Origin of the sequence: Micromonospora pattaloongensis, assembly GCF_900107255.1 — a bacterium.
Classification (GTDB): Bacteria; Actinomycetota; Actinomycetes; order Mycobacteriales; family Micromonosporaceae; genus Micromonospora_I; species Micromonospora_I pattaloongensis.
On record NZ_FNPH01000001.1, the window covers coordinates 811,662 to 824,099 of the forward strand.

The 12,438-nt window shown below is 72.0% G+C and carries 11 protein-coding genes and 1 other RNA gene; 2 read left to right on the forward strand and 10 right to left on the reverse strand.

Annotated features, from left to right (window positions below):
- Position 1: 1 nt before the first annotated feature.
- Entirely contained in the window at positions 2-1,426 is a 1,425-nt protein-coding gene (locus tag BLW47_RS03925; protein WP_091551434.1) for an MFS transporter, read from the reverse strand.
- A 97-nt stretch (positions 1,427-1,523) separates the two neighbouring features.
- On the opposite strand from BLW47_RS03925, the gene BLW47_RS03930 reads away from it, so the two are divergent.
- A complete protein-coding gene (locus BLW47_RS03930; RefSeq protein WP_245736318.1) occupies positions 1,524-2,192 on the forward strand; it encodes an HNH endonuclease family protein in 669 nt (222 codons plus the stop codon).
- Positions 2,090-2,446, forward strand: coding sequence for a hypothetical protein (locus tag BLW47_RS03935; protein ID WP_342708891.1), 357 nt, complete (start codon positions 2,090-2,092; stop codon positions 2,444-2,446). Before BLW47_RS03930 ends, BLW47_RS03935 begins: the two co-directional genes overlap by 103 nt.
- A 12-nt stretch (positions 2,447-2,458) precedes the next feature.
- Here BLW47_RS03935 and BLW47_RS03940 read toward each other — a convergent pair whose 3' ends face one another.
- The 9 genes from BLW47_RS03940 to ffs all read right to left on the reverse strand — a co-directional run bounded on the left by BLW47_RS03940 (position 2,459) and on the right by ffs (position 12,359).
- Positions 2,459-3,556 (reverse strand): ABC transporter ATP-binding protein, encoded by a 1,098-nt coding sequence (locus tag BLW47_RS03940; protein WP_091551441.1) that lies wholly within the window; start codon positions 3,554-3,556, stop codon positions 2,459-2,461.
- A complete protein-coding gene (locus BLW47_RS03945) occupies positions 3,553-4,563 on the reverse strand; it encodes an ABC transporter ATP-binding protein (protein ID WP_091551443.1) in 1,011 nt (336 codons plus the stop codon). Before BLW47_RS03945 ends, BLW47_RS03940 begins: the two co-directional genes overlap by 4 nt.
- Before the next feature lie 6 nt (positions 4,564-4,569).
- The gene (locus BLW47_RS03950; RefSeq protein WP_091551446.1) at positions 4,570-5,550 is read right to left on the reverse strand and encodes an ABC transporter permease; all 981 of its coding nucleotides are present in this window, start codon (positions 5,548-5,550) and stop codon (positions 4,570-4,572) included.
- Entirely contained in the window at positions 5,547-6,551 is a 1,005-nt protein-coding gene (locus BLW47_RS03955) for an ABC transporter permease (RefSeq protein WP_091551449.1), read from the reverse strand. The genes BLW47_RS03950 and BLW47_RS03955 overlap by 4 nt, the downstream gene beginning before the upstream one ends.
- Before the next feature lie 77 nt (positions 6,552-6,628).
- On the reverse strand, positions 6,629-8,290 hold the full coding sequence (locus BLW47_RS03960) for an ABC transporter substrate-binding protein (protein ID WP_091551451.1): 1,662 nt from the start codon (positions 8,288-8,290) through the stop codon (positions 6,629-6,631).
- Between the two features lie 325 nt (positions 8,291-8,615).
- Positions 8,616-9,209, reverse strand: coding sequence for a recombination mediator RecR (recR, locus tag BLW47_RS03965; protein ID WP_091551454.1), 594 nt, complete (start codon positions 9,207-9,209; stop codon positions 8,616-8,618).
- An 8-nt stretch (positions 9,210-9,217) separates the two neighbouring features.
- Entirely contained in the window at positions 9,218-9,526 is a 309-nt protein-coding gene (locus BLW47_RS03970; protein ID WP_217634781.1) for a YbaB/EbfC family nucleoid-associated protein, read from the reverse strand.
- 148 nt (positions 9,527-9,674) lie between these two features.
- On the reverse strand, positions 9,675-12,158 hold the full coding sequence (locus BLW47_RS03975) for a DNA polymerase III subunit gamma and tau (protein ID WP_091551458.1): 2,484 nt from the start codon (positions 12,156-12,158) through the stop codon (positions 9,675-9,677).
- A 110-nt stretch (positions 12,159-12,268) separates the two neighbouring features.
- Positions 12,269-12,359, reverse strand: an RNA gene (ffs, locus tag BLW47_RS03980) — signal recognition particle sRNA small type.
- Between the last annotated feature and the right edge of the window lie 79 nt (positions 12,360-12,438).

The following is a 12,438-nucleotide window of genomic DNA, read 5'->3' on the forward strand; positions in this document are numbered from 1 at the left end:
GTCAGCCGGGCTGCGCTGACGAGGGGCCCTTCCGTACGAAGAGGGCGGCCAGGGCGGCGCCGGCGAGCATGAGCCCGGCGCACCAGAGCATCGCGGCCCGGAACGCCGCGGTGAACGCGCCGGGCATCTGGTACGCGGAGCCGGAGAGGCCGACCAGCAGCGGCAGCGCCGCCACCGCCAGCAGCCCGCCGGCCCGGGCCGCGGCATTGTTGAAGCCGCTCGCCACCCCGGAGAACCGGTCGTCGACCGCGCCGAGCACGGCGGTGGTCAGCGGCGCGACGACCATCATCATGCCGAGTCCGAAGAGCGACACACCCGGCAGCACGTCGGTCCAGTACGGCGCGTTCGGTCCGACGCCGCGCAGCAGCAGCACACCGAGCCCGCCGACCAGCGGCCCCGCGACCAGTAGCAGGCGGGGTCCGATCCGCGCGGCGAGCGCGCCCGCCGCGGGCGAGCCCGCGGCGAGCAGGATCGTGATCGGCAGCGTGGCCAACCCGGTCTGCAGCGCCGAGTAGTGCGCGACCGTCTGGAGCTGCACGGAAAGGAAGAAGAGCTGCCCGCCGAGCGCGGCGTAGATCGCGACCGTGTAGAGGTTGAGGACGCCGAAAAGCCGGACCGCGAAGAGCTCCGGGGGCAGCATCGCGGCGGAGCCGCGACGCCGTTCGACCGCGACGAAGAGCGCGGTGGCGGCGACCCCGAACGCGACGGCCGCGAGCACCGATGCGGAGCCGGGGCCGCGGGCCGGGGCCTCGATCAGGGCGTACGCGACGCCGCCGAGGCCGAGCGCGCCGAGCAGTGCCCCGGCCAGGTCGAAGGGCGGACGCTCGGTGGCGGGGTCGCGGCTCTCCGGCACCCAGCGCAGCGCGGCGAGCAGGACGAGCGCCCCGAGCGGCAGGTTCAGGAAGAAGATCCACCGCCAGGAGAGGGCGTCGATCAGCCAGCCGCCGAGGAACGGGCCGACCGCCGTCGACACCCCGGAGAGCCCGGACCAGACGCCGATCGCGCGTCCCCGGTCGTCGGGGTGGAAGCTGGCCCGCAGCACCGACAGCGAGCCGGGCGTGAGCAGCGCCGCGCCGACGCCCTGCAGCACCCGCGCGGCGATCAGCAGCTCGACGCCGCCGGCCAGCCCGGAGAGCACCGATGCGACGGTGAACCACACGACGCCGATGACGAACACGCGGCGCCTGCCGTACCGGTCGCCGAGCGCGCCGCCGAGCAGCACGAACGCGGCGAGCGTCAGCAGGTAGCCGTCCACCGTCCACTGGAGACCGGCGGTGGACGCGTGCAGCTCGCGGCCGAGATGCGGCAGCGCGACGTTGACGACGGTGGCGTCCAGGAAGGCCATGCCGGAGGCGAGCGTCGTGGCGAGCATCACGCCGCGGCCGGCCGGCGAGGCCAGCCGCAGCGTGGCCGGGGGCTCGGTCATGGTTTCCAATGTGCCGGCAAAATATCGGGTTAGCCGCGAATCGCCGAAACCGTCGCCTCCGCTCGCGCGCGCCGCCCGTACCCCGCAAGCTTGTCCCGTGCCTTCCTTCCGTACCCGATCCGCGACCTGGCGCCGCACGGCGGCCGCGCTCCTCGCGGCCGCGGCCGTCGCCGGCGCCGCGGCCTGCGCCCCGTCCCCCGGCCCGACGACCGCGCCCTCATCGGCGGCCGACTCCGTCCAACTGCTCGGGCGGCTCACCGTGGCCACCGCCGGCTCGATGCGCGGGTACAGCCGGTCCCGATTCCCGCACTGGCGCGAGACCGGGGAGAACTGCGATGTCCGGGACACGGTGCTCAAGCGGGACGGGCGCGACGTCCGGCTCCGCGGCTGCAACGTGGTCGGCGGGCGCTGGGTGAGCGTGTACGACGACCGCACGCTGTCGGACCCGTCGCAGGTGGACATCGACCACGTGGTGCCGCTGGCCAACGCGTGGCGGTCCGGGGCGGCGGACTGGGACGACCAACGGCGCGGCGAGTTCGCCAACGATCTGACCCGACCGCAGCTGATCGCGGTTTCCGCGACGTCCAACCGGGCAAAAGGTGATCAGGATCCATCCCAGTGGAAGCCGCCGAACCGCGACTACTGGTGCACGTACGCCGAGCACTGGATCGCGGTGAAGCACCACTGGCGGTTGTCCGTGACGAGCGCGGAGAAGGCCACGCTCACCGACATGTTGGAGACATGCTCATGGGCGAAGCGACCGTAGCCGGGGCCGACAGTCGCACGGCCGACATCGTGCCGGGGCCGGGCGGCGTGATGACGGACGAGGTCGGGGTCGTGACCGGCGAACTGACCCTGCGCACCGAACTCTCCGACGGCCAGGTCACGCTCCGCGTGCAGTACAAGGACGCCGACGAGTGGTACGCGGTGACCGGGGCACGGGCGCCGCTGGCCGACCCCGCCGGCCTGGACGCCGTGCACACGATCGCGGTCGGCCTGCTCCACCGCCCCGAGGGCTGACGCCGCCGGCCGTCAGACGTACGAGCCGGGCTCGCTCGGCGCTGACACCGTCCCCGGCTCCGCCCCCTCGTCCGCGGGGCGGACCATCTGGGGGGCGACCCGGTGCGGCCGCAGCTCGCCGCTGGCGATCTGCTCCGCCCAGTGGCAGGCCACCCGGCTCTCGCCCACCTGCCGCAGCGCCGGCCGCTCGTCCGCGCACCGCGTCGGCTGGGCCCACGGGCAGCGGGTATGGAAGCGGCACCCGGCCGGCGGGTTGGCCGGCGAGGGCAGGTCACCGGCGAGCAGGATCCGCTCGCGGCGGTCCTCCACCTCCGGGTCGGGCACCGGCACGGCCGACATCAGCGCGCGGGTGTACGGGTGCAGCGGCTCGCGGTAGAGACGGTCGCTCGGCGCCTCCTCGACCAGGGTTCCGAGATACATCACGCCGACCACGTCGGAGATGTGCCGGACCACGGCGAGGTCGTGCGCGATCACCAGGTACGTCAGACCCAGCTCGTCCTGGAGTTCGTCCAGCAGGTTCACCACCTGCGCCTGAATCGAGACGTCGAGCGCGGAGACCGGCTCGTCCGCCACGATCAGATCGGGGCCCAGCACGAGCGCCCGGGCGATGCCGATCCGCTGGCGCTGCCCGCCGGAGAACTCGTGCGGGTACCGGGACAGCGCCCAGCGCGGCAGTCCGACGGCGTCGAGCGTCTTGGCGATGATCTGCCGGCGCTCGTCGCGGTTGGCACCGATGCCGTGCGCCTGCAGCCCCTCGACAAGGATCGACTCGACGTTCTGCCGCGGGTCCAGGCTGGACATCGGATCCTGGAAGATCATCTGCATCCGGCGGCGCATGCCGCGCAGCTCGGCAGGGCGCAGCGACGTCAGCCGCACGCCGTCGAAGCTCACCTCGCCGCCCGTCGGCGGCGTCAGCTGCAGGATGGCGCGGCCGAGGGTGGACTTGCCGCAGCCGGACTCCCCGACCAGCCCGTACGTCTTCCCCCGCTCGATGCGCAGATCGACCCCGTCGACGGCCTTGACGTGCCCGACGACCCGGTCGAAGAGCACGCCTTTTTTGATCGGGAAGTGCACCTTGAGGTCGCGGACCTCCACGAGCGTCTCGGTCACGCCTGTTCCTCCTGCGCGCGGGCCGGCGCCACCGGTCCGGTGACCGGGTTGACGCATCGGTAGCTGTGCCCGGTATGGGTGAGCACCAACTCGGGGGGCTCGCCGACGCACGCGTCGACCCGCCGGTGGCAGCGGGGCGCGAACGCGCAGCCGTCGGGCCAGGGCAGCACGTCCCGGACCGAGCCGGGGATCGGCGTCAGGCGCTCGCCCCGGCCCGCGTCCAGCCGCGGAACCGAACCGAGCAACCCCACGGTGTACGGGTGGTGCGGCTCCGCGAAGAGCGGGCGACGGCGGGCGGTCTCGATCACCCGGCCGGCGTACAGGACGTTGATCGTGTCGCACATCCCGGCGACGACGCCCAGGTCGTGCGTGATCATGACGAGCGCGGTGCCGGACTCGCGCACCAGCTCCTTGAGCAGTTCCAGGATCTGCGCCTGGATGGTGACGTCGAGGGCGGTGGTGGGCTCGTCGGCGATCAGCAGCCGGGGACGGCAGGCCACCGCCATCGCGATCAGCGCCCGCTGCCGCATCCCGCCCGAGAGCTGGTGCGGGAACTCCTTCAGCCGCCGCCGCGGGTCCGGGATGCCGACCCGGTCGAGCAGGGCCGCCGCCTCCTTGGCCGCGGCCTCGCCCTTCATGCCGCGGTGGCGCTGCAGCACCTCGGTCACCTGGATCCCGAGCGGGACGACCGGGTTGAGCGACGAGAGCGGGTCCTGGAAGATCATCGCCACGTCGCGGCCGCGGACGTCCCGCATCGACCGGGCGTCCAGTTGCAGGAGGTCCGTGCCGTCGAAGCTGGCCTTGCCGCCGATGTGCACGCCCTTCTGGCGCGGCAGCAGTCCCATGATCGCCAGCGACGTGACGCTCTTGCCGCAGCCGGACTCGCCGACGAGCCCGACCACCTCTCCGGCGTCGACCGAGAACGACACCCCGTCCACCGCGCGCACGGTGCGCTGACCGCGGCGGGCAAAGGTCACGGACAGATCCTCAACATCAAGCAACGCCATGACGGATCACTTCCGCAGTTTCGGGTCGAGAGCCTCGCGCATCGCCTCACCGAGCAGCGTGAAGCCCAGCGCCGTGATGATGATGGCGACGGCCGGGTAGATCGCCAGCGCCGGCCGGGTACCGAGGTACGGCTGCGCGTCGGCGAGCATCACGCCCCACTCCGGCACGGCCGAGTCGGGGTTGCCGAGCCCGAGGAAGGAGAGCGCGGCCGCCTCGATGATCGCGGTGGCCAGCGTCAACGTCGCCTGGACGATCACCGGGGCGAGCGAGTTCGGCACGATGTGGGTCAACGCGATCTTCGACTTGCGTACGCCGAGCGCGGTGGCCGCGAGCACGTAGTCCGAGCCGGCCTGGGCGATCATCGAGCCGCGCAGCAGCCGCGCGAAGACCGGCACCGAGATCATGCCGACGGCGATCATCACCGTGACGAGGCTCGCGCCGAGCAGCGCGGCGATGCTCACCGCGAGCAGCAGGCTCGGCAGCGCCAGCAGCATGTCGACGATGCGCATCAGGGTCGTGTCGATCCACCGACCCCAACGCCCGCCGATGCCGGCGGCCGCGCCGGCGATTCCGCCGATCAGCGCACCGACGGCGAGACCGACCAGCGTCGACACGACACCGACGAGCAGCGTCTGGCGCGCCCCGACGACCAGCCGGCTGAACTCGTCCCGGCCCTGGTGGTCGAAGCCCAGCCAGTGGTCCGCGGAGCTGCCAGGGATGATGCCCTGGCCGGACTTCACCAGCCCTTCGCGCACGCCGATCGTGTCGGTCGTGGCGTACGGCACCAGGAACGGGCCGAACACGGCGACCAGCACGAACAGCATCAGGATCGCGGCGCCGGTGATCGCGGCGGGGTTGCGCCGCAGCCGTCGGAACGCCTCCTGCCAGAGGCTGACCCCGCGTTCGTCGTCGTGCGCCGCTGACAGCTCGGCGAGCCGGTCGATCTTCTCGGCCTTCTTCCGGCCCGGGGTGGCGACGCCGCTCATCGGACACGCACCCGAGGGTCGATCAGGGTGTACGACACGTCGACCACCAGGTTCACGAGGACGTAGACCAACGCGATGATCAAGATGAAGCCCTGCAGGACGGGGTAGTCGCGCTGGCTGATCGCGTCGGCGAGGAAGGCGCCGATCCCGCTGAAGGCGAAGACGGTCTCGGTGAGCACCGCCCCGGAGAGCAGCTGCCCGGTGAGCAGACCGATCGAGGTCGCCACCGGCAGCATCGCGTTCCGCAGCACGTGGCGCCGGCGGACCACCGACTCGGTCAGCCCTTTCGCCTCCGCCGTGCGCACGAAGTCCTCACCGAGCACCTCCAGCACGCTCGCGCGGGTGATCCGGACGATGACCGCCAGCGGGATGCTGGCCAGCGCGAGCCCCGGCAGGATCAGGTGTATCAGCGCGTCGGCGGCGGCGTCCCACTCCCGGGTCATCAGGCCGTCGAGCACGAAGAAGTTGGTGATCCGGGTCGCCCCGATCGTCGGGTCCTGCCGCCCGGCCGACGGCAGCCAGCCCAGGTTCTCGGCGAAGACGGCCTTCAGCACGTACGCCAGGAAGAACACCGGGATGCAGATGCCGATGAGGGAGCCGGCGACCGAGGCGTGGTCCACGATGGTGCCCCGGCGCCGCGCGGCGAGGTACCCGAGCGGGATGCCCAGCCCGATCGCGATCAGCATGGCCATGACGGTGAGTTCGACGGTGCCGGGGAACCGCTGCAGGAACTCGGTGGTGACCTCGCGTTTGGTGGAGGTCGAGGTGCCGAGGTCGAACTGGATCAGGCGCTTCATGAAGCGGCCGTACTGCACCAGGATCGGCTCGTCGAGGCCGAGATTGCGACGGATCGCGGCCCGCATCTCGGGCGTGCCGCGCTCACCCAGGATCGCCGTCTCCGGACCGCCGGGCAGCCGGTGGAGCCAGATGAACAGCAGGATGGAGAGCCCGAACAGGGTGGGAATCACCTGCAGCAGGCGTCTGACGATGAAACGGAACACGGCCGCCTCGATGGGGGGAGGAGGAGCCCGTGGGCGGACGCGCAGCGCGCGTCCGCCCACGGGGCCATTTCGCTATGTCAGGACTTGAACTCGGCGGTCGCGAACCGCTCGTCGGTGAGCGGGCTCGCCTTCACGCCGGTCACGTCCTTGCCGAACACGATCGCGGGCGGCGAGTGCGAGACCGGGACACCCGGCAGGAAGTCCATGACCGCCTTGTTGAGGGCCTTGTACTTCTCCGTCCGGGCCGCCGCGTCGGCGGTGGTGTCCGCGTCCTTGAACTGGTCGAACAGCGCCTTGTTCGTGAAGCCCCACTCGTCCTTCGGCCGGTCGAAGAAGGTGCCGATGAAGTTGTAGGCGTCGCCGTAGTCACCGGTCCAGCCGAGGAAGTGCAGGTCGTGCTTGGTCCCGGAGGTGGTGGCGTTGAGGTAGTCCGGGCTCCACTTCAGCGGGATGGCCTGGACGTTGATGCCGACCGCCTTCAGGTCAGCCGAGAGCAGCTCGAAGATGTCCTTCGGGTTCGGCATGTACGGCCGGGTGACCTCGGTCGGGTAGTGGAACCGCAGCGTCAGGTTCGACGCGCCCGCCGCGGCCAGCAGCTGCTTGGCCTTCTCCGGGTTGTAGTCGTACTTGGTGACGTCGCCGTTCCAGCCCTCGACGGTGTCCGGCATGAAGTTCTCGGCCACCTTGGCGCCCGGGGGCAGCTTCGAGTCGACCAGCGCCTGCCGGTTGAGCGCGTGCGCGATCGCCTGCCGCACCCGCACGTCCGCCAGCTTCGGGTTGCCCTTCTGGTTGATCGCCAGGTAGAGGATGTTGAACGCGGGCCGGGTGAGGACGTTGAACCCGTCCTTCTTCAGCGGCTCGACATCGGCCGGGCCCACCAGGTCGTAGCCCTGGATGTCACCCGAGCGGAGCGCCTGCTTGCGGGCGTTCTCGTCCGAGATCGTCTTGAAGATCAGCGTCTTCAGCTTGGCCTTGTTGCCGTAGTAGTCCTCGTTGCGCTCCAGGGTCAGCGTCTTGTTCGCCACGTCCCAGGACTTGAACTTGAACGGCCCGGTGCCGGTCGGGTGCTCCATCGCGTACGACGGGTACTTGATGTCGTCCGCGCTGCCGGTGATGTTGCTGGCCTGGTACTGCTCCAGCGCCTTCGGCGAGTGGATGGAGAACGACGGCAGCATCAGCGCAGCCGGGATCTTGCTGGAGACGCGGGTGAAGGAGAGGTCCACCGTGGTGGCGTCCTTCGCCGTGCACGACTTGAACAGGCTCGGCGGCAGCTCCTTGTTCTCGTTGGCCGCGAAGCCGCCCATCACGTCCTGCCAGTACGCCGTCACGTCCGGGCTCTGCATCAGGCCCTTGGCGTTGTACCAGCGGTTGAAGTTCGCGCAGACCGCCTCGGCGTTGAAGTCGGTGCCGTCGTGGAACTTCACGCCGGAACGCAGCTTGAACGTCCAGGTCGTGCCGGCGGCGTCCGGCGTCCAGCTCTCGGCGAGGCCGGGCGTGACCTTGGTGCCGCCCTCCTCCGGCCGGACCAGCGTCTCGAAGACCTGCCGGGCGACGCGCAGCGACTCGCCGTCGCTGGCGAGGCCGGGGTCGAGGACCTTCGGATCTCCGGCGACGCCGAAGATCAACGTGTCCTTCGTCGAGCCCGAGCTATCACCGCGGTCGCTCTCGGCACAGCCAGCTACCGCGAGGGCCGCGACCGCGACGGCCGCCAGCGCGGCCTTCGGCCTTGCTGCACGCATGGTGCTTCACCTCGTCCTGTCGGTACGAACAACGCGGTGACAGGGGTCACCGTTGGCGAGACCTTAGCGGGCGTTCGGAGCGGCCGGAAACTCACCGGTGAGCGGTTGGTACCGGATCGTGTCCTTACCGTGTCGGCCCGTACGCGAACCCACGTGACGGGGCGGAGAAATGGGCGTTTTGTCCGGATAAACTCGATGCAAATTTGTTACATCGATCGGGTGTTTCGACAAGCCCCTGTCAGAGGGAAATTCGGTCGAGCGGCAGATCAAGCGTCATCGATCGTGCCGATACAGCGGCGGTCGACGACCGCCCCGAGCGGGCGCCTCAGACCGCGCGCCGCCCCTCGAACGCCCGGCCGAGCGTGATCTCGTCCGCGTACTCCAGGTCACCGCCGACCGGCAACCCGCTCGCCAACCGCGTCACCGCGATCCCCATCGGCTTGACCATCAGCGCGAGGTACGTCGCCGTCGCCTCGCCCTCGGTGTTCGGGTCGGTGGCGAGGATCAGCTCCCGCACCGCGCCGGACCCGAGCCGCTGCATCAGCTCCCGGATCCGCAGATTGTCCGGGCCGATGCCCTCCAGCGGATTGATGGCCCCGCCGAGCACGTGGTAGCGACCGCGGAACTCACCGGTCCGCTCGATCGCCACCACGTCCTTCGGCTCCTCCACGACGCAGAGCACCTCGTCGGTGCGACGCGCGTCGCGGCAGATCCGGCACTGCTCGGACTCGGCCACGTTGAAGCAGACCGTGCAGAACCGCACCAGGTCCTTGACCTTGCGCAGCGCGTTGGCCAGTCGGGTGACGTCGGCCGGGTCCGCCGACAGGATGTGGAACGCGATCCGCTGCGCGCTCTTCGGGCCCACGCCCGGCAGCCGGCCCAGCTCGTCGATCAGGTCCTGAATGGTGCCTTCGTACATCTGGCGGCTCAGAAACCGGGCAGGCCGAGGCCGCCCATGCCACCCGTGACCGGGCCCATCTTCTCCTCGGTCAGCTGCCGCGCCGCCTCGCTGGCGTTGCGCACCGCCGCCAACACCAGGTCCTCCAGCGTCTCCACGTCCTCCGGGTCGACGGCCTTCGGGTCGATCTTGACAGCCTTGATGTCACCCGTGCCCGAGACGGTCACCGTCACGAGGCCGCCGCCGGCCGTGCCGGTCAGCTCGGCCTCGGCGAGCTCCGCCTGAGCGGTCGCCATCTGCTGCTGCATCTTCTGCGCCTGCTTCATGAGCTGCTGCAGGTTGGGCTGTCCACCGGGACGCACAGGGGGCTCCTTCATGTCTGGGCTCGGGCCGCCGCCAAGCCTAGCCGCCGGCACGCCGTCACGGCCGCGCCGCCACCCCGACCGGCGCGCGCCGGGACCGGGCGGATCGGTGAGATCGGGCACGCTACCGCGCCGTCTCCTCCTCACCGATCTTCTCGGCGCCGAGCGTCTGCTGCAGCAACTGCAGCGCCTGCTGTTCGCTGGTCTGCCGCGCGGTCCGCTCGTCGATGACCTCATCGAGCGGCTCGTCACCCGGGTCGAACCCCTCGTAGGCGGCGACCGCCGCCTTCGGCGGGCCGTCGTACTCGGGGTCGTACGGCGGCTCCTCCGGCATCGTCCCGTCCCGCCAGGCGCCCTGCGCCTGGCCCTGCGCGGGCGCCGGCGCTCCGGGCCGCGCGCCGCGCCCCGCGGCCGCCGCACGCGCGGCCGCCAGGCCGGGACCCGGGACCCCGTTGCCCTGCGCCCGGTCGCCGCCGTTGGCGTTGCCCTCCGGGGCGGTCACGCCGTTACCGGTCTTGGCGGTCGCGCCGTTACCGGGGGTCGCGGTCGCGCCGCTGCCGCTCTTGGCGGTCGCGCCACCACCGCCGGCCGGGTCGGCGCCAGCCGGTGCCGGCGACCCGCCACCGGGCGTGGCCGGGGTCGGCCAGCCTCCGTTGTCGGCGGCCGGGGCCGCCGCCGCGACACCCCCCGGACGCGCCGGCTCGGGCCAGTCGGAGTCGCCGGCCGGACCGCTCGCGGGCGCGACGCGCGCGGTCGTCGCGCCGCGCTCCACCCGCTCGGCGGGGGCCACCGGGGGTCGGGGCGGCTGGGCCGGGGGCGACGCCGGACGGGCCGGCGCGGCCGTGGCCGCCGCCCGCTGGTCGCCCGCCACCTCGCACCGGATCTGCCAGCGGACGCCGAGGACCTCGTAGACGGCCTCGACGAGCAGGTCCGGGGAGCTGGTGAGCATGTTGGCGTGCACGCTGTGCCGGAACGTCAGGACCAGCGTCTGGCCGTCGACGTCCCGCACCGTCGCCTCCCGCACCACCGCGGCGGCGCGCTTGCTCTTCCGGGCCACCATCCCGAGGACCTCGTCCCACACGCGCCGTACGGCGGCCGCGTCGAGCTGGCCGGGCACGACCGCATCCGGTCGGGCCGGCTCCGGGGTGGCCGGATCGGGCATGACCGCCTCGGGCGGCACCGCGCGGGGCGTCGCGGGCCGCGGCGTCGCGGCGGGGGTTGACGCGGGTGGGGCCGACGGGGACTGGACCGACGGCGACTGCACGGCCGGGGCCGCACGGTCCGCCGCGGACGGCGCCGGCGGGGCCGGCGGCTCGGCCGGCGGGGCCGGCGGCTCGGCCGGCGGGGCCGGCGGGGCCGGAGCCTGGGCCGGCGCGGGGGCGCCCGACGGACGTACCGCCGGGGTCGCCGCGGGGCCGGCGGCCACCGGCGGCACCTCGCCGCCGGTGAGCGTGAGCCGGCGCTCCATGCGTTCCAGCCGCTGCAGCAGCGCCCCGGTGGAGTCCTCGGCCCCCGGCAGCAGCATGCGCGCCGTGACCAGCTCGAGCAGCAGGCGCGGCGCGGTCGTGCCGCGCATCTCGACGAGCCCGTTGTGGACGATGTCGGCGCAGCGCGACAGCGTGGCCGGTCCGAGGCGTTCGGCCTGCGCCGTCATCCGCTCGATCTGGTCCGCCGGCCCGTCGATCAGGCCCTTCTGCACCGCGTCCGGCACCTGCTGGAGCACGATCAGGTCACGCAGTCGCTCCAGCAGGTCGGAGGCGAACCGCCGCGAATCATGCCCCGCCTCGGCGACCCGGTCGATCGTCGCGTACGCGGCCGCGCCGTCACCGGCCGCCAGCGCATCGCACATCTCGTCGAGCAGTGCGCCGTCGGTCACCCCGAGCAGCGCCACCGCCCGCGCGTAGCCGACCCCCTCCGGCCCCGCGCCCGCGATCAGCTGGTCCAGCACCGACAGGCTGTCCCGCGCGCTGCCGCCGCCGGCGCGGACCACCAGCGGAAAGACCGCCGGGTCCACCGTCACGCCCTCGGCCTCGCACAGCTGCTCGAGGTAGGGGCGGAGCACGCCCGGCGGGATCAATCGGAACGGGTAGTGGTGGGTACGCGACTTGATCGTGCCGAGCACCTTCTCCGGCTCGGTCGTCGCGAAGATGAACTTGACGTACTCCGGCGGCTCCTCGACGAGCTTGAGCAGCGCGTTAAAGCCGGCGGGCGAGACCATGTGCGCCTCGTCGATCACATAGATCTTGAAGCGGCTGCTCGCGGGCGCGAAGAACGCGCGCTCACGCAGCTCCCGCGCATCGTCGACGCCACCGTGGCTGGCCGCGTCGATCTCGATCACGTCGATCGAGCCCGCGCCGTCCGCCGCCAGCGAGCGACACGAGTCACACGACCCGCACGGCTCGGGGGTCGGCCCCTGCTCGCAGTTGAGCGAGCGGGCCAGAATGCGGGCGCTGGAGGTCTTGCCGCAGCCCCGCGGACCGGAGAACAGGTAGGCATGGTTGAGCCGGCCCGTGCGCAGCGCCTGCGACAGCGGCTCGGTGACGTGCTCCTGCCCGATGACCTCGGCGAACGTCCTGGGCCGGTACTTGCGGTAGAGCGCCAGTGCCACTCGTCCCGCCTCCTCTCGACCGCGCCATTCTTCCCGCCGGCGGATGGGCTCGGCCACCCCAGCCTCCCACCCGGGTACGACAGGTCGTCGCACAGGTCAGCGGGGCATAAAAAGGCCCCCCGTGCACCCGTCAGAGCTCGCTTATCCTTGCTGCCTTCCGGCCCTGGGGAGGTTCACGAGATGAACGCCGCACGGGGGGTGTCTCCACTCTAGCGCGGGCCCCGGGACATCCCGGAGGGTGGTGGCGTGGGTCACGGCGGGGATACCTGTATCCTTGCCG